Origin of the sequence: Pseudomonas sp. RC4D1 (genome assembly GCF_018390395.1) — a bacterium.
Lineage (GTDB): Bacteria > Pseudomonadota > Gammaproteobacteria > Pseudomonadales > Pseudomonadaceae > Aquipseudomonas > Aquipseudomonas danubii.
In genome coordinates this window covers 409,584-425,038 of record NZ_JAHBAW010000001.1, presented here as the reverse complement: position 1 = coordinate 425,038, position 15,455 = coordinate 409,584, and the positions used below count along the sequence as shown (strand labels likewise).

General features: G+C 63.2%; 18 protein-coding genes and 1 tRNA gene. 5 read left to right on the top strand and 14 right to left on the bottom strand.

Annotated features, from left to right (window positions below):
* Positions 1 to 26: 26 nt before the first annotated feature.
* From KHO49_RS01955 to KHO49_RS01945, 3 genes are all read left to right on the top strand, one after another.
* A tRNA-Arg gene (locus tag KHO49_RS01955) sits at positions 27 to 103 on the top strand.
* Between the two features lie 175 nt (positions 104 to 278).
* On the top strand, positions 279 to 1,130 hold the full coding sequence (locus KHO49_RS01950; protein ID WP_213664533.1) for a hypothetical protein: 852 nt from the start codon (positions 279 to 281) through the stop codon (positions 1,128 to 1,130).
* On the top strand, positions 1,114 to 1,578 hold the full coding sequence (locus KHO49_RS01945) for a hypothetical protein (RefSeq protein WP_102882689.1): 465 nt from the start codon (positions 1,114 to 1,116) through the stop codon (positions 1,576 to 1,578). Before KHO49_RS01950 ends, KHO49_RS01945 begins: the two co-directional genes overlap by 17 nt.
* A gap of 18 nt (positions 1,579 to 1,596) precedes the next feature.
* Here the strand turns inward: KHO49_RS01945 and KHO49_RS01940 are convergent, their stop codons facing one another.
* The 7 genes from KHO49_RS01940 to KHO49_RS01910 form a co-directional block, all read right to left on the bottom strand.
* A complete protein-coding gene (locus tag KHO49_RS01940) occupies positions 1,597 to 1,785 on the bottom strand; it encodes a hypothetical protein (protein ID WP_110595265.1) in 189 nt (62 codons plus the stop codon).
* 72 nt (positions 1,786 to 1,857) lie between these two features.
* Positions 1,858 to 2,541 (bottom strand): hypothetical protein, encoded by a 684-nt coding sequence (locus KHO49_RS01935; protein WP_213664532.1) that lies wholly within the window; start codon positions 2,539 to 2,541, stop codon positions 1,858 to 1,860.
* Positions 2,538 to 3,119, bottom strand: coding sequence for an RNA polymerase sigma factor (locus KHO49_RS01930; protein WP_213664531.1), 582 nt, complete (start codon positions 3,117 to 3,119; stop codon positions 2,538 to 2,540). Before KHO49_RS01930 ends, KHO49_RS01935 begins: the two co-directional genes overlap by 4 nt.
* 37 nt (positions 3,120 to 3,156) lie before the next feature.
* On the bottom strand, positions 3,157 to 4,926 hold the full coding sequence (locus tag KHO49_RS01925) for a vWA domain-containing protein (RefSeq protein ID WP_213664530.1): 1,770 nt from the start codon (positions 4,924 to 4,926) through the stop codon (positions 3,157 to 3,159).
* 88 nt (positions 4,927 to 5,014) lie between these two features.
* A complete protein-coding gene (locus tag KHO49_RS01920; RefSeq protein WP_102882685.1) occupies positions 5,015 to 5,575 on the bottom strand; it encodes a YbhB/YbcL family Raf kinase inhibitor-like protein in 561 nt (186 codons plus the stop codon).
* Between the two features lie 201 nt (positions 5,576 to 5,776).
* A complete protein-coding gene (locus KHO49_RS01915; protein WP_110595261.1) occupies positions 5,777 to 6,040 on the bottom strand; it encodes a BrnA antitoxin family protein in 264 nt (87 codons plus the stop codon).
* The gene (locus tag KHO49_RS01910; RefSeq protein WP_102882683.1) at positions 6,018 to 6,296 is read right to left on the bottom strand and encodes a BrnT family toxin; all 279 of its coding nucleotides are present in this window, start codon (positions 6,294 to 6,296) and stop codon (positions 6,018 to 6,020) included. Before KHO49_RS01910 ends, KHO49_RS01915 begins: the two co-directional genes overlap by 23 nt.
* Positions 6,297 to 6,717: 421 nt before the next feature.
* Here KHO49_RS01910 and KHO49_RS01905 point away from each other — a divergent pair, with 421 nt between their 5' ends.
* The gene (locus KHO49_RS01905; RefSeq protein WP_213664529.1) at positions 6,718 to 6,987 is read left to right on the top strand and encodes a hypothetical protein; all 270 of its coding nucleotides are present in this window, start codon (positions 6,718 to 6,720) and stop codon (positions 6,985 to 6,987) included.
* A 48-nt stretch (positions 6,988 to 7,035) separates the two neighbouring features.
* Positions 7,036 to 7,629 (top strand): DUF4291 domain-containing protein, encoded by a 594-nt coding sequence (locus KHO49_RS01900; protein WP_213664528.1) that lies wholly within the window; start codon positions 7,036 to 7,038, stop codon positions 7,627 to 7,629.
* Between the two features lie 173 nt (positions 7,630 to 7,802).
* Here the strand turns inward: KHO49_RS01900 and KHO49_RS01895 are convergent, their stop codons facing one another.
* The 7 genes from KHO49_RS01895 to KHO49_RS01865 form a co-directional block, all read right to left on the bottom strand.
* On the bottom strand, positions 7,803 to 9,305 hold the full coding sequence (locus KHO49_RS01895) for a YdgA family protein (protein WP_110651256.1): 1,503 nt from the start codon (positions 9,303 to 9,305) through the stop codon (positions 7,803 to 7,805).
* Positions 9,306 to 9,504: 199 nt separating this feature from the next.
* Positions 9,505 to 10,140 (bottom strand): NADH:ubiquinone oxidoreductase subunit N, encoded by a 636-nt coding sequence (locus KHO49_RS01890; protein ID WP_102882680.1) that lies wholly within the window; start codon positions 10,138 to 10,140, stop codon positions 9,505 to 9,507.
* A 93-nt stretch (positions 10,141 to 10,233) separates the two neighbouring features.
* Positions 10,234 to 11,682 carry an efflux transporter outer membrane subunit gene (locus tag KHO49_RS01885; protein ID WP_102882679.1) on the bottom strand — a complete coding sequence of 483 codons (1,449 nt, stop codon included), beginning with the start codon at positions 11,680 to 11,682 and terminating at the stop codon, positions 10,234 to 10,236.
* Positions 11,679 to 12,569 carry an efflux RND transporter periplasmic adaptor subunit gene (locus KHO49_RS01880; protein ID WP_213664527.1) on the bottom strand — a complete coding sequence of 297 codons (891 nt, stop codon included), beginning with the start codon at positions 12,567 to 12,569 and terminating at the stop codon, positions 11,679 to 11,681. The genes KHO49_RS01885 and KHO49_RS01880 overlap by 4 nt, the downstream gene beginning before the upstream one ends.
* Positions 12,566 to 12,775, bottom strand: a complete 210-nt coding sequence (locus KHO49_RS01875) for a DUF1656 domain-containing protein (protein ID WP_011058538.1) — start codon at positions 12,773 to 12,775, stop codon at positions 12,566 to 12,568. The genes KHO49_RS01880 and KHO49_RS01875 overlap by 4 nt, the downstream gene beginning before the upstream one ends.
* Positions 12,772 to 14,859 carry an FUSC family protein gene (locus tag KHO49_RS01870; protein WP_213664526.1) on the bottom strand — a complete coding sequence of 696 codons (2,088 nt, stop codon included), beginning with the start codon at positions 14,857 to 14,859 and terminating at the stop codon, positions 12,772 to 12,774. Before KHO49_RS01870 ends, KHO49_RS01875 begins: the two co-directional genes overlap by 4 nt.
* Entirely contained in the window at positions 14,856 to 15,284 is a 429-nt protein-coding gene (locus tag KHO49_RS01865; RefSeq protein WP_110595253.1) for a MarR family winged helix-turn-helix transcriptional regulator, read from the bottom strand. The genes KHO49_RS01870 and KHO49_RS01865 overlap by 4 nt, the downstream gene beginning before the upstream one ends.
* Positions 15,285 to 15,455: the final 171 nt, after the last annotated feature.

The window sequence follows — 15,455 nt, the reverse complement described above, 5'->3', positions numbered from 1 at the left end:
GACATAGGTATGATGTCGCCCGCACTGCATCCGTAGCTCAGCTGGATAGAGTACTGCCCTCCGAAGGCAGGGGTCGTGGGTTCGAATCCCGCCGGGTGCACCAGCTTCAACGAGAAAGCCCCAGGTCTGATGGCCTGGGGCTTTTTTGTTTCCGAAAGCCGGCGTTGCTGGCAGCAGCCTCATCCACTCCCTGATCCAGAACGACGGCTCGCGACTGGAGGCTGTCCCGGTGGAGCGCGACTTGCTACATTCCCAGCCCCCCCGGACAGGAGGTCCCGATGCTGCGCCATCCCCTGCTCAACCATCCCTTCGAGCCAGACCTACGTGATTGGGTCAGCTGTTTCATGGGCTATGACATGCCCCCAGCACTGGATGCCGAACTGAGCCGCTATAACCCCAACGATTCCCAGGACCGCGAATACCTGATCCGCCACTACGCTCTGAGGCGCGACTACCCCCAGCAGAACTTCCGTCATCGGCAACGGCTGGTAGAGGTTCTGCAAGCCGCACTGGACGATCCGGACTCTGACTTCGACAACATCTGGGAGCCTGCTGAAGATGACGACGAATACGCGCAATGGCCCAGCACTTGGCCGGCGGTGCTCGACGACAGCCGGGACTTCTTCCAGCGCCTGCTGGTCGCGGCCCGGGAGCTGTGGCACGAGGACCTGAGCCGCGCACGGTTGCCTTCTCTGCAGGAATGCAGGGCGATTGCGCAGCGGGATCGGGGCACCCGCGACTGGCTGTTCAACATCGACAACAGCGAAACCTGGAGAGCGGTCTTCAATGAGGCGGCTACGCCCTATGACTTCAATACCCCGGGCCCGGTGTTTCAAGGCGAGCAACTGAGCCTGCAGCTGTATGGCGATCTGGGACAGCTGTCCGTGCCTTCCACCTGGCCGGCGAGCCAGGCCCCAACCCATTGCAGCTTGATACTCAAGGTCCAGGGCATCAGCGAACTGGCGCTCAGCGGTACGCGCTTCGACGGGCGCATGCGTACCCAGCTCACCCGCCTCAACCCCGGTTATCACCTGCGCCTGGAAGTCGGTTTTGACTGCGTGATCGAATGCGTGGCGCTGTCCGTGAACATCACCGACGTCGAAGGAATACGCGATGAAAAGCAACTTTGAAATAGCCCTGGAGCGTCAGGAAATACCCCAGTTCTTTCGCGGCCAGGGCCAGTACCTGACCCGGGACGGCGATTGGGACGAGCACCTGTACTGCATCAACTGGCCGGGGATCTTCGCTTACCTGCGGGACCACGCCGATGGCGCACAGCAACTGAGCAGCGCCTTCGAGCTTTACGTCTACAGCGTTGGGGAAACCATCGAGGATTGCTTCGGCCTGCGGGAAAACCTGTTCGGCTATTACTCGACCCGGACCCGCTGGGCGCCCGAGAGCGTCGATCTGCTGGCACAGCTGCCGGAGCCCTGCCGGCGGCGCATCGTGCAGCGTTTGAGCTGGTATCGCTGGCAGGTGGAAAATCACGCCCGGCTGCTGCCGGAACGGGCCCGGCGCATGACCGCGGACGGTGCCTGCGCCGAGTTCATCGACCTGCCCGCCTTGCCTTACAGCTGAACCCGGCGGCCGCCGGAATTATTCATCCTCGGCGGCTTCAGCGTCCTGCTGCGCTTGTTCGGCTTCGTCCTGCGCCTCGGGATCGACGCCCTCTTCAGCCTCTTCCAGGCCAAAGTCCTTGCGACTCTCCTTGATGGCCTGACGGATATCCGCGCCCTTGATCGGGCAGTTCAACATTGCCGCTATACGGTCGATGCGGGGTGCCATGACCGGCCTCTCACTTTCTGGAAACTGCGCAGATAGTGCGCGCTTTCCCTGGCGACAGCCAACCCCCGCACCTTATTGACGACGCAAGGCTTGCAGGCGCGCGTCCAGATCCTCCTGTGGATACTGTTCATGCAACTGGAGCAGTAGCTCGGCCGCCGCACGGCTCTGGCCGTCTTCCCACAGGCGCAAGACCGCCTGAAGTTGCTCATCCAGCCGTTTGATCGTCCGGGGCTCGACCGGGGCCGACATGCGCTTGGCCAGCTTGCTCGACTCGGCCCTGGGCTTGGCCAGCGCAGGTGGCGCTGCATCAGCGGACGCTTCCATCTCCGGCGCCGCGGCAACACTGCCGACAGGGGCCGCCGGAGCGATGGGCGAAGGGGCTGCGGGCTCAGGGACGCTCAAGGCCCCGGCCAGCTCGGCGGAACGTGGCGCCGCCTGGCGTGCCATGGGCGCAGCTGGGGCTGGAGCGGGCGCAGGGACAAAGGCCTGTTCTTGTGGATAGTGCTCCGGGGAAGGCCGCAGCAAGCCAATGACCAGGGCCACACCAAACAGGCTGGCAAAGGCCAGTTGATAGCGCGGCCGCTGGCAGGCCTGCATCCAGCGCTGCCAAAGGCTCGGCTTGGGCGCCGGGGCTTCGCGGCGCGCAGTGGCCAGGATCAGGGCATCCAGATGGGCCGGTGGTTCCTGGGTGCTGTGTTGGCGGATGTGCGCCAGCATCTGCTCTTCAGGGGACGGGGTCTGTCGGGCGTCAGTCATGTGAGTACCTCCTCGGCCAGGAGCCGACGCAGTTTTTTCAGCGCATAACGGAAACGGCTTTTCACCGTTTCCAGCGGCGCCTGGGTCAGGCTGGCGATTTCTGGCAGTTCCAGGTCGCCGTGGGCCCGCAGCAGGAACACTTCGCGCTGGTCTTCGGGCAAGTCTTGCAAGGCGGCTTCGATACGCTGCTGGTCGCGGCACAGGCTCAGTTGCTGTTCGGGACCGGGAGCCTGGTCGGCTTCGCCATGCAGTTGTTCGTCATAGCTGTCGTGCAGCGGGTTGTGCTGACCGTGCTTGCGCCAGTGATCGATCAGCCGGTTGCGAGCAATCTGATACAGCCAAGTACGAAAGCTGGCCCGCCCCTGGGGCTGGCTAGCGCTACGGATCAGGCTGAGCCAGGTGTCCTGGTAGACCTCTTGCGCCAGCTCGGCCTTGCCGCACAGGCCCAGGACAAAGCGATACAGACCCTGGCGATGGCGCTGGTAGAGCAGCTCGAAGGCCGCAGGATCTCCGGCGCGATAACGCGCCAGCAGCGCTTCATCGCTGCTGGCATCGGTGGACACTTGGGGAGCAGACATAGGGCGGATGAACTCCTGTTCACTGCTCGTAATGGGTCTATTCAAGACGGCTCTGCACTTGGCTCACGTCCACGGGCTGAGCCTCGGCCTGGGCAGCATTTTCCGTCTGGGTTTTCGGCGCCTGAGTTTGCAGACTTTGCGCCAGCTCCACCAGTTGTACGAACTCGCCGCGCAGTCCGTAAGGATCTTCGCCCTTGGCGCCCCGGGCCAGCTTGGCGGTGTCGGTCAGGCTGAAGTTGCCGGTGTAGCGGCCGTCCTTGAGTTGCTGGGAGAACGCCGCCACCGCAGCGGCGAAGCGCAGGTCGGGGCTGGCCTCAGCCAGTTTAGCCGGCTGCTGCGCGCTGATCGGCCGTTCGATCAAGCGGCTACTGCCACCTTCCGGCGCCTTGTAGCGCACCCGCAGCATCGCCAGTTCACCATTCTTGCCACTCTGCTGCGGCGCCTTGGCCTGTGCATAACGCAGGGGCTCCAGCCAGCCCTTCTCGCCCGCCGGGACGATTTCATACAACGCGGTCACCGTATGCCCAGCGCCGATTTCCCCTGCGTCCACTTTGTCGTTGCTGAAATCTTCACGCTTGAGGGCACGGTTCTCATAACCCAGCAGACGGTATTCGCTGACTTGGGCCGGGTTGAATTCCACTTGCAGCTTCACGTCCTTGGCCACCACCGCCAGGGTGGAACTGAGCTGGTCCACCAGCACCTTGCGCGCTTCGCGCAGGTTATCGATGTAGGCGTAGTTGCCGTCACCGGCATCGGCCAGTTGCTCCATCAGGTGCTCGTTGTAGTTATCCACACCGAACCCCAGGGTGGTCAGGGAGACACCGCTCTTGCGCTTCTCGGCGGCCATGGCCTTGAGGCTGTCGAAGTCGCTGATGCCGACGTTGAAGTCACCGTCGGTGGCCAACAGGATGCGGTTGATGCCCTTGTGGATAAAACCATGCTGGGCCATCTGATAGGCCAGCTGGATGCCCGAGGCGCCCGCCGTGGAACCACCGGCGGTGAGCTGGTCGATGGCGCTGCGAATCTTCGCCTTGTCGCGTCCGGATGTAGGCTCCAGCACCACTCGCGATTCGCCGGCGTAGACCACCAGCGACACCCGATCCTGATCCCGCAGTTGATCCACCAGCAGCTTGAGGGTGCTTTTCACCAGGGGCAGGCCTTCGCGGCGGTCCATGGAGCCGGAGACGTCCACCAAAAACACCAGGTTGGCCGGGGCCAACTCTGCCACCGCACGATCCGATGCCTTGATGCCGATGCGCAGCAAACGAGTGTGGGAGTTCCACGGAGAGGGCGCCAGCTCGGTGGTCACGCCGAAGGGCGAGCCGTCGCTGGGCAGGGCGTAATCGTAGGGGAAATAGTTGACCAGCTCCTCCAGGCGCACCGCGCCTTCCGGCGGCAGGCTGCCCTGGTTGAGCAAGCGGCGGACATTGGCATAAGCACCGGTATCGACGTCGGCGCTGAAGGTAGAGACCGGTGCTTGGGCAACGCTGTGGATCGGGTTGTCCGGCAACTTCTGGTACTGCTCACGGGCCTCGTCGCGGTAACCGGCCATGATCGAATCACGGGCGGCGATGGGCGCCGGCATCGGTGCCGACAACCTCATGGGATGCGCCACGCGCTTGGTCATGGCGGCATCGGCGTGTTGCGCCTCGTACTGCGCTTCAGGCGCAGCCGGCAATGCTCCCTGGGTTGACGACCCGGCGGCGGATTCGGGCTTGGACGACACACCACAGCCGGCAACCGCCAGCAACAGACCGGCGGCGAAACCCTGGGCGACCGGACGAACGAAATGCACGGGAAGGGACATGGGGGCTGACCTCGGGAAGAAATGATCCATTCCCCCCTTCAGACGAAGCCCCTGAGCCATTCGGGTTAAGCCCTGGAAAAAAATTCACTCAGCGAGCGTAACGGCGCACCACACTGCTATTGCGCAACACGTGGCCGTTGATCTTCTCCAGCAACTGAGCCCGGGTCAGCCCGGCAGGGAGGGCATCCGGCGCCAGATCCAGGGCGTAGATCTGGATGATGTAGTGGTGCGCGCTGTCACCCACCGGCGGGCATGGGCCCATGTAGGAAGTACCGTTGCGGCTGTTGAGGCCGCCCACACCTTCCAGAGTCGGCTTGGTGCCAGCTCCGGCGGGAATCTGCCGAGTGCTGGACTTGATGCCGTAATGCACCCAGTGATCCACACCCTGGCCCTTGGCGCCGTCCGGGTCGTGCATGACGATGGCGTAGCTCAAGGTGCCGGTGGGGCCTGCGGTCCAGTTCAGGGCCGGGGAGTTGTTGTGCCCGCCACAGCCCTTGGCATCACTGGCATTGCCGGTGGTGAACAGCCGGTCATCCGAGACCCCAGGGATGTTCAGGGTAAAACGCTCCTGGGCCTGCACGGGAAACTGCAGGCACAGCAGCACGGCACCAGCGGCCAGCCAAGTATTGCGGGAGGCAAAGCGAGACATACGAAAGCACCTTTTGCAGATGAGATCAGGGGGCCAGAGGACTATAGCCTGCACAAAAGAGCGCGCTCCTTCGTGCAGGGCGCGGGGAGATTGAGCTTGAGGACAGGGGTAGTTGTAAATGAATATTTCAGAGTCCAACCGCGATCGCGAGCACAGTTCACGGCCGGCCAGACACTGCGCCCGACATGACGCGGCAGGCCCTCAGCCTCGATGGGCCTGCATGTACTGACGCAGCAATTGGTTGATCCGCGTCTGATAACCCGCGCCCTGGCCCTTGAACCACTCCAGCACATCGGCGTCCAGGCGAATGGTCACGGCCTTCTTGCCCGGCAGGTGCACCTCGGCGCGGCGAAAGAAATCGTCATCCAGCTCGGGAATATCTGAAGTATCGATGCTCTGGTCATCGGCTTTCGCCAGGCGCTCCCAATCCGTTTTCGATCCGTCAGTTTTCGATCCGTTGGACATAATATTTAGCCTCCCGTTTAGTGGCTTTTCGCGCCGAGATAATGCGCACCGCATGACCCCGCCGCTCGGTATGGACCACCACGCCCACCAGGGTCCTGATCCAACCGAGGCTGACCCAGCGTTCTTCGCCGTAGTCCAGGCGCTCATCGCGCAAGGACAGCACCGGACGCTGGAACATCAGCACGGCATCGTTGAAATCGATGCCGTGCTTGAGCAGGTTGGCGTGGTTCTTGGCCTCGTCCCATTCAAAGTACATGAGCAATTTCGTATTTACAAATGTACATACAGGCTAGCCGAGCGTTCGCCAAAAACGCCCTGGGTAAACACCTGGAAATACAGTCGTAAGCGGGATGGATGTGTACGGAAAAAGCCCTACAGCGTTCTCGGAAAAGACACCGCCACACTTGCCTTGCACCGCTGGAAGCCGGCGGCTTATAGTCCGGCCGTCGCCCAGATGGCGACTCGGGTTTGGCGACCCGACATATAGAGAATGCAAACAACCTGCTTGCAGGTTTTTTTGCGCCCGCATGATTGCTCTATGGCGGTTGTGCGTGGGAGACCTTCGGGTCTGTCGGTTTTCTCTATTGCCGGCTCGCCAACCTGCGCACAACTGCCACCTATTGTTTGGCGACGGTAAGTGGACAGCCGCTCAACTAACGGAATAGAGAGAACTGATCATGAACCGCTACATGCCGATAACCGGCCACGACTGTCTGATTCCTTCCCTGCTGATCGACACCCAGGCGCCCATCGACGTGCTGCACGACGCCGCAGCCTTTCGCATCCGCGCCGCGACCCAACTGCTGGAGAACTTCGCCGCCGAGAGCCTGCGCAGTGAACCGGTGGTTTTGCAGGAACTGACCCTGGTGTGCAGCATCCTGCTGCGCGATGGCTGTGATCTGCTGGATGTGACATCACGGCGCCTGCGGCCGCAGGCCGAACTCTAAACACCCCCGGGCGGCTTCCCGGCCGCCCGCTTTTCATAAGGAAATGCCATGCATAAACCCGCAACAGAACTCCCCCAGCGCCAGATCCGCGCGCTCTACGACGCCGACACCATTCGCGTCTACCAGGCCTACTCCGACAGCATTGCCGATGCCGCCCTGGCCCACGGCACCTTCGTCTCCCCGCCCTTCAAGATGGAGCGCATGACCTGGATAAAGCCGTCTTTCCTGTGGATGATGTACCGCGCCGGCTGGGGCTACAAAGACGCCGGACAGACCCGCATCCTGGCCATCGACATCAGCCGCGAAGGCTTTGAATGGGCCCTGGCCAACGGCTGCCTGAGCCATGCAGACGAGTCCATGAGCAAAGAAGAGTGGTTGAAGTTGAAAGACCAGTCACCGGTGCGCATTCAATGGGACCCGGAGCGTGACCTGTACCTGCGGCCCCAGGAACACCGCGCGATCCAGATCGGCCTAAGCAAGGAGGCCGTGCAGTTGTATGTGAACCAGTGGATAAAACGCATCACTGATGTCACCCCCCTGGCTCACGAGATTCATCGGCTTATTCAGCTAGGTAATTTGGACGGCGCCCACAGTCTGATTCCGCAAGAACAGGAATATCCCACTCCCCGCGAGTACAGATGAGTCGCCCTTGGCGCCAGCTCAACCATCAGCGACGCCTGCCCTACCTCCTCAGGACTGAGGCGCAAACACTGCATGACGACCACTCTCCGGACAGCAAAACGCCCGGGCTGTTGAACAGCGCCGGGCGTTGGGCTTCGCGGTCGGAGGGCGCCAGAGACGCCCCCACTTAGGGCTTACTGCAGGGTGCCAGCACCGCCCATTTTGCTCATGACAAAACCCACGAACTGCTCGACGGTCATCTTCTGGCCGTTGAAATTCACTTCGTTATTGGCGTAGTGCAGCGACGACACCACCGCATTGCCTTCCAGCTTGGCCAACTGAGTGGCCAGGGCCATGGCGCTGAGCATTTCCGCGGTGGCGGCGCTTTGCTCGGCGATCTGCTTGGCGTCGGTCTGGCCTTCGGCCTGGGCCTGCAAGGCGGCGACGTCAGCCAGCATCGGCTTGGACAGCGACAGCTTGGCGTCCAGCTGGCTGATCAGTTGCTTGCCCAGCTCAGCCGGCGGCAGTTCCAGGCTCTGCGGCTTGGCCAGGTCCAGGCTCAGGCTGAAGCGACTTTCACCACCAGCGGTCTTGAATGCCAGGCTTTCCAGGGCGATCTGTGGTTTGGCTTCCAGGACCTTGTTTACCGCGGCACGCACCTTGACCTGCTGGGCGTCGCTCATTTGCAGTTCCGGTGCCGGCTCACCCTCGGCAGTCGCCTCGTTGGCCGCCTGCTGATACGGCTGCAGCACGGTCTGGTAGATCTGGAGCAGATCGAGCATGCCCTGGCTGTCGAGGTTCTTCATGCTCCAGAGCATCTCGGCCGAACCCACGGTCTTGCCGTCGAAGGCGATTTCGCCCACTCGGTAATCCGCGCGGCCCGCTACTGTGCTGCCGGTTTCTTCGCTGGAGGTCTTCTGTTCGAAGTTCTTCAGGGTCAGCACCGACTGCTTGTCACCGAAGGTGGCCTTGGTGCTGGTGAGCTCCAGGGTGTTCTGCCCCAGGTAGTAGTCGAAGCTGCTCTTTTGCAGGTTGCTGGCCAGGGTCAGGCCGTTGATTTCCAGTTTGAGCGGTGCTTTTTCTGGCGAGCTGAGGAACAGGCTCAGGCTATCCATGTAGCCGTCGACCTTGGCTTTCTGGCGGTTTTCGCTGACGCTGAAGGTGGCGTTCAGGCCGGAGAACTTGAGGTTGTTCAGCTCATCCAGGGCCAGCTCCATCGGAGCGAAATCCACAGTGCCCTCGGCGGACAGGTCATAGCCAACATTGACCACGCCCTTGAACGGTGCAGCGCCCTTGGTGGCGGCAAACCACTTGTCGGTCTGGGCATTATTTTCCAGTTGGTAATGACTGGACGCCATGACGGGCAGCCACTTGAGACGGATCAGGCGCGAGAAAGGCAGCGGGCCGTGTTCGATGTGGTCGGCGATCATCAGTTCCAGCCCACCGTTGAACACCTCGCCCTCGGTCTTGAGGCGGTAGCGGGCGTCGCTGCTGAACACGCCACGCTCCAGGGACACCAGTTCCAGGGTAGCGGTGGCGTCGTAGCCGATCAGCGCCGCTTGCAGCTCCTTGTTGCTTTCAACCACCTGCTGCTGCAGAACCCCTTCCAGCTTGGTGCCGGTGTACCAGGCGCCGCCGGCACTGATGACACCTACCGCGACGACGATTCCTAACAGTACGCCTGCTGATTTATTCATGTCTGACCCGATCAATATCCGTTGTTTGAAGGTGTGCTCGTCTTCCCTGAACCCATGACGGGTTGCGGCTCGACTCCGCGCAAAACCGGCGCAGATTACCACTGGCGGCTAGCGCGAGCCCAATCTTTGAATGTGAAAAACCGTGGAACGCGGGGGAGCGGGCCCTGTAGCGGTTGCCGCAGGGCCGGGGGAAGGGATTTCAGGAATATTCGACTTCCAGGGCATCGAGTTGATGGTCGAAGCTCTTCAGGCGGGCGCTCCAGGTGTAGACCAGTACTTCGAAATCCCGATCGATCACCGGGCTGTTGCCACGGGATTCGCCACGGGGATCACAGAAATCCAGCTGGTATCGCTCCCGGGCCATGGCGGTGGCGACATCCGACAGTTCCCGGGCATTGCTCAGCCAGTGATGGCCGTCATCGGCCTGTTTGTCGAGCAGCATGCACTGCTTTTTCAGGGCTTCCAGGCTCTTTTCCAGAGGGGTGCCGGTGAGTTCGCCCATGACTTCGGCGAAGGTCCGCCCCGGCTGCCAGTAGCTGCCCCAGAAGTAACGGTCGAACACGGTCTCAACCCGGCGCAGAGCCACCTTGGTGTCCCAGATCATCACCAGGGTCTTGCTCTGTTCGAGCTGTCTTTTCTTGATTTTCTGACTTTGCCACGAGGCCCAGGCCACCACACCGATGGCCAACACCGCGATCAGCGCGCTGGCGCTGTCGAGGAACACCATGGCCTTGTCGATCTGGTGGGCCAGCATGATGCCGTAGAAGTAGGTGGCAGACAGCAGCACCAGTGCACAGAGCGCACACCAGAAGCCCGGAGCATAAGGGTTTTTCATTATTGGAATCCCCATGACCATCACATGCTTTGATCGGCTGGAAAGTCCATTGCACGCAGGACGTTTCCAACAGATCAAAGCATAGCAACGGCCTCAGGGTTTCGCGGGTTGCGAGCCTTGCGTTCGTCCGCTTTCCCAACCGCCGCCCAGGGCCAGGAACAGATCGATCTGGCTCATCGCCACCTGGGTATTGGCCGCCGCCAGCTGCGCGCGCATATCGGTGTAGGTACGGGTGGCTTGCAGGTCGGCGAGGAAGGAAGCGCGCCCGGCCTGGAAGAAACGGTGAGTCTGGTCCGCCGCCAGTTGCGCCGACTGCTCGGCATCCGCCAGGGCCTCGCGGCGTTGCAGCTGGGCGCTGTACTGGGCCAGGCCGGTCTGGGTTTCACGAATGGCGTTGAGCACGACTCCGTCGAAATGGGCCAGGGCGCCCTGGCTCGCCGCTTCGGCCTCATGAATGCGCTCACGGGCGCCGTTGGCCGGCACCGTCCAGCTGATCAGCGGACCAAAGCCCCAGCGGTTGGTGGAGGGCTTGCCGAGGTTGTCGAGGATGCCCACGGTGCCGACCGTCGCGCCAATGCTGATGTCCGGGTACAGGGCCCCGGTGGCCACGCCGATGCGCGCGGTGGCGGCGGCCAGTTGGCGCTCGGCCTGCCGTACATCGGGACGACGCTTGAGCAGCGCCGCGCCATCGCCCACCGGCAACAGTTGGGCGATGTGCGGTAACTCGGCGCACGTGCCGGTGCCGGCGGGCAGTTGATCCAGCGGTTTGGCCAGCAGCATCGACAGGCGAAACAGCCCCGACTGGCGCGCGGCTTCATAGCGCGGCAACTCGGCGCGCAGGGATTTGAACTGGGTCTGGGAGCGGGTGACCTGGGTTTCGTCGCCGCGCCCGGCATCGCGCAGGCGCTGGGTCAGTTCGGTGCTCTGGGCTTGCAGGCGCAGGGAGTGTTCGGCGATTTCCCGCTCTTCGTTGGCCGCGCAGACCTGGGTATAGGCGCGCACCACGTCCGCCACCAGGGTGATGCGCGCGGTATCGGCCGCCGCCTGGGTGGCATCGGCATTGGCCTGGGCCGCTTCGATGCCGCGTTGCAGGGTACCGAACAGGTCGAACTGGTAAGAGGTGCTGATGGACAGGTTGCCGACGTTGGCCACCGGCACTTTTTCCGGCAGCAGGAAGGCCTCGCCAGACTCCTGCAAACGCTCGACCCCGGCCTTGACCCCACCGCTCCAGCCACCGGCGGCCTGGGCCTCATCCACCTGAGCCCGGGCCCGGGCCAGGTTGGCGGCGGCCACGCGCAAGTCGGTGTTGGAGGCCAGGGCCTGCTGCACCAACTGGTCCAGACGCGGGTCCTGGTACAGGCGCCACCAGTCGGCGGGCACCGGCGCCGACACCACATTGGCGCCCTGGGCGGTCAATTGGCCCTGCAGGTCCTGGCGTTGCAGCGCCGCGTCCTTGGGCAGGCGGTAATCCGGCCCGACCATCTGACAGGCCGAGAGCAGCAGGCCGAGTCCGGCCAGGGCCAAACGTGCGCCGCTGTTCATTGGCCGGGCTCCCGCTTGGCCTGATCGTCGAGGATCGACACCGTGGCAGTGCGCCCGGCGATCATGCGGAAGTCCGCCGGCACCTCGTCAAAGGCGATGCGCACCGGAATCCGCTGGGCCAACCGCACCCAGCTGAAGGCCGGGTTGACGTTGGGCAGCAGGTTGGAACCGCTGCTGCGGTCACGGTCCTCGATCCCGGCGACGATGCTTTCCACATGCCCGCGCAGCCGCGCGCGGTCGCCGATCACACGGATGTCCACCGCCTGACCAACATGAATGCCGTCGAGCTTGGTCTCTTCGAAATAGCCATCGATATGAAAGGAATTGCTGTCCACCACCGACAGCACCGGGCGCCCGGCGGTAACGAATTCCTGAGTCCGCGGTGCGCGGTCGTTGACGTAGCCGTCCACCGGGCTGCGTACCACCGAACGGTCGAGGTTGAGCTGGGCGCTGTCCACCGCCACCTGGGCCTCGGCCAGGGCCGACTGGGCACGGGCCTCGCGGGACTGGCTCTCTTCCAGTTGCTCGCGCGGCACCAGATTGCCCAGGCCACGGTTGCGCTTGGCCTCGCGCTGGGCCTGGGCCAGGGTTTCCTGACGGTCGGCCAGGGCGGCCTTGGCCTGGCGCAGGGCCAGCTTGAAACGGTCCTGATCGATGCTGAACAACACCTGGCCGCGCTTGACCAGCTGGTTGTCGCGCACTTCCACCTGCTGGATCAGCCCGGACACGTCCGGGGCGATCTGCACGATGTCGGCACGAATATGCCCATCCCGGGTCCAGGGCGCGAACATGTAGTACATCACCATGCGCCAGACCACCACGACCGCGAAGGTCACCACCAGTAACGTCAGGACCACACGGCCAATGGTCAATAAAGGTTTTTTCATGTCATCAGGTATCGACTGAGAGAGTCCACCGCGCCCAGCAGCAGCGCGTAGAGACCCACGTTGAACAGCGCCCGGTGCCAGACCAGACGATAAAAGTGCAAGCGCGTCAGCACCCCGTGCACCAACAGGTACAAGCCATAGGTGATGCCCATCAGCACCAGCAGCGTGGGCAGAAACACCCCGCTGATATCCAGATCACCGATCACAAGGGCGCTCCATCAATGCCATGGGGAAGGGGTTGTTCAAGCTCGCCGGTGGCGACGAATTCCACCCCCGGCAGCAGCGCCAGGCGCAGGCCACTGAGGGCGTGCAGCAGGTGCAGGCGGGTTTCGTCGTCGCCTTGCAGGCCCTGGCTGTTGAGCGCTCGCCGAGTGCGATCCAGGGTCATCAGCAACGCACTGGGTGCGGGCAGGCGCTCACCGGCCTTGAGGCAGGCCTTGAAGTATTCGCCGACCTCGGCCACCACCCGGCGCAGCAGGGTCTGGGCCTGTCCTTGCACCCGTGGCGCGTAGGCCTGCAGGTCCAGGACATTGAGCGCCACGCGCAACTCCCGCAGGGCGGCACCGGTGTCCTGGCCGGTCATGGCCAGGCGCGGCAGGTGCTGCATCAGCCGGTCGAGCATCTGCGCGCCCATGTGCCGGTGCTCGGCCAGGGTTGCCGGCTCGGAGAGGCTGACGATGTCGCGCCAGCTGAAGCGGGTCAGGCGCTTGGCCGCCAGCTCCGAACCGAACGGCCGGGCGATCAGGGTCCAGACAAAGGCAAACAGCAGGCCCATGGGCCCGGCCAGGTTGGCGTTGGCAAAACTCAGGAAGTCCGCGTCGTAGGCGCCCTGGATGCTGATGAAGGACGAGGTGTTGACGATGGTCAGGAGCATGCCCAGGTAGAACCGCGGTTGTACCGTCAGGGTGCCGACGCAGATGAAGGGCACGGCAAAGGCCAGCACCAGCATGGGGAAGTCATGCAGGTTGGGCAGGATCAGGAACAGGTAGAGGCTGGCGAACAGCACCGACATCGCAGTCCAGAAAAAGAACCGGTAGATCTGCGGGGCCGGGTCGTCCATGGAGGCAAAGAAGCTGCAGGCCACCGCCGCGAGGATCACCGCGCTGCCGCCGTCGGTCCAGCCCAGGAGTATCCACAGCACCGAGGCGACGATGATTGCGAGCACCGTCGAGCCCGCCGAATACAGCATCAGCCCGCGGTCGAGAAAGGGCGTCAGCCGGCCCAGGCGCCAATGCCGGTAGACCGCGCGCCAAGTGTCCTGGCTTTCGCTCTGGATGGCGTGCTGCAGGCTGCGGCAGTCCTGCCACAAGTCGATCCACTCGCCGAGGCGGTACAGGGCGTTGGACAGCAGCAACTGGTGCCGGTCATCCAGGGCTTCGGCGCTCGGCTGCAGGGCTTCAAGCTCATCGCGCAGGGCTTGCCAGCGCTCCACCGAAGCGTCCCGGGCGGTGCCTTGCAGCCATTCATCGGCCTTGGCCAGCAAGGGGGCGAACTGCGCCACCAGCTCCGGGGTACGCCGCTCCAGGGCGTACAAGGCGTCATCCAGAGCATCCACCACCGGCAGCAGGTTGATCATCCGCCCGCGCAGTTCCTTGGTGTTGCGCACCGTCTGCGGCCGGGCGCCTTCGTGGGGCAACTGGCCGATCATCAACTCCAGGGTGTTGAAGGTGCCCACCATCGACGTGCGCAAAGCGCTGACTTCTTCAGGCTGGACGTTGCGGGCCAGGAAGCGCTGGCTGTAGCGCGCGGCATCGGCGAACCACTTGCTGGTGGAATCGACGAACACCGGGGCCAGCCGCCGGGGCCAGAACAGGCTGCCGATGACCGCAGCGCAAATGATGCCGAGGAAGATTTCCTCGGTTCGTGCCTCGGCCACATCCCACACCGCCAGGGGGTTGTCCACCACCGGCAGGGCAATCAGCGGCAAAGTGTAGCCGGCCAGCATCAGGGCGTAGTTGTTGGCAGTGCGCAAATGCATGGACAGGAACAGCAAGATCCCGGTCCACAGGGCGATGATCAGCACCAGCAGATAGGGGCTCTGCACGAACATCGGCACCAGCAGCACCGCAGCCGCCGCGCCAAGAAAGGTACCGACCGCCCGATACAGCGCCTTGGAACTGGTGGGGCCGACAAAGGGGCTGGAGACGATGTACACCGTGGCCATGGCCCAATAGGGACGCGGCATCTGCATCAGCATGGCGATGTACAGCGCGATCATTGAGGCGGCGAAGGTGCGTACACCGTAGAACCAGTCCCGCGCGGGGGGCATGCCGGTGAAAAAGCCTTTCAAGATGGCAGCACCGGTACATGGCTGGCGGACTCGAAGGCGCGAATCACCCGCAGTGCCGCTTCCAGGTCGCTGCTACTGATGCCTTCGAGGACTTCATGGCGCAGGCGCACCAACTCGCTCTCTACGGCGTGCACCAGCTCGCGGCCGCTGTCGGTCAGGCTCAGGCATTTGGCCCGGCGATCGTTGGGGTCTTCACTGCGGCACACGTAGCCGGCGCTGCACAGTTGATCCAGCAGGCGCACCAGCGACGGGCTTTCCATCCCCGCGGCCTGGGCCACCGTGACCTGACGCACGCCCTCGCCCAGGCGCCCGATCATCAACAGGGGCACCGCACAGGCTTCGGAGATGCCAAAGTTGACCAGGGTGGTCTGGCAGATACGCCGCCAATGCCGGGACGCGACCACCATGCCACTGCTGATGTTCATGTGGAGTGATTCAAGGGAGTTGGACACTAGATGGTTCGCACACTGTTAGTTTGCTAACTATCAATATGGCATCCACGGATAAATCCAGTCAAGTTTTGTAACAATTACCCAGCCCAAGCATCCTGCTGATCCGCTTCCAGCCAGAGCAGATACTGAAAAGGTATATACTTT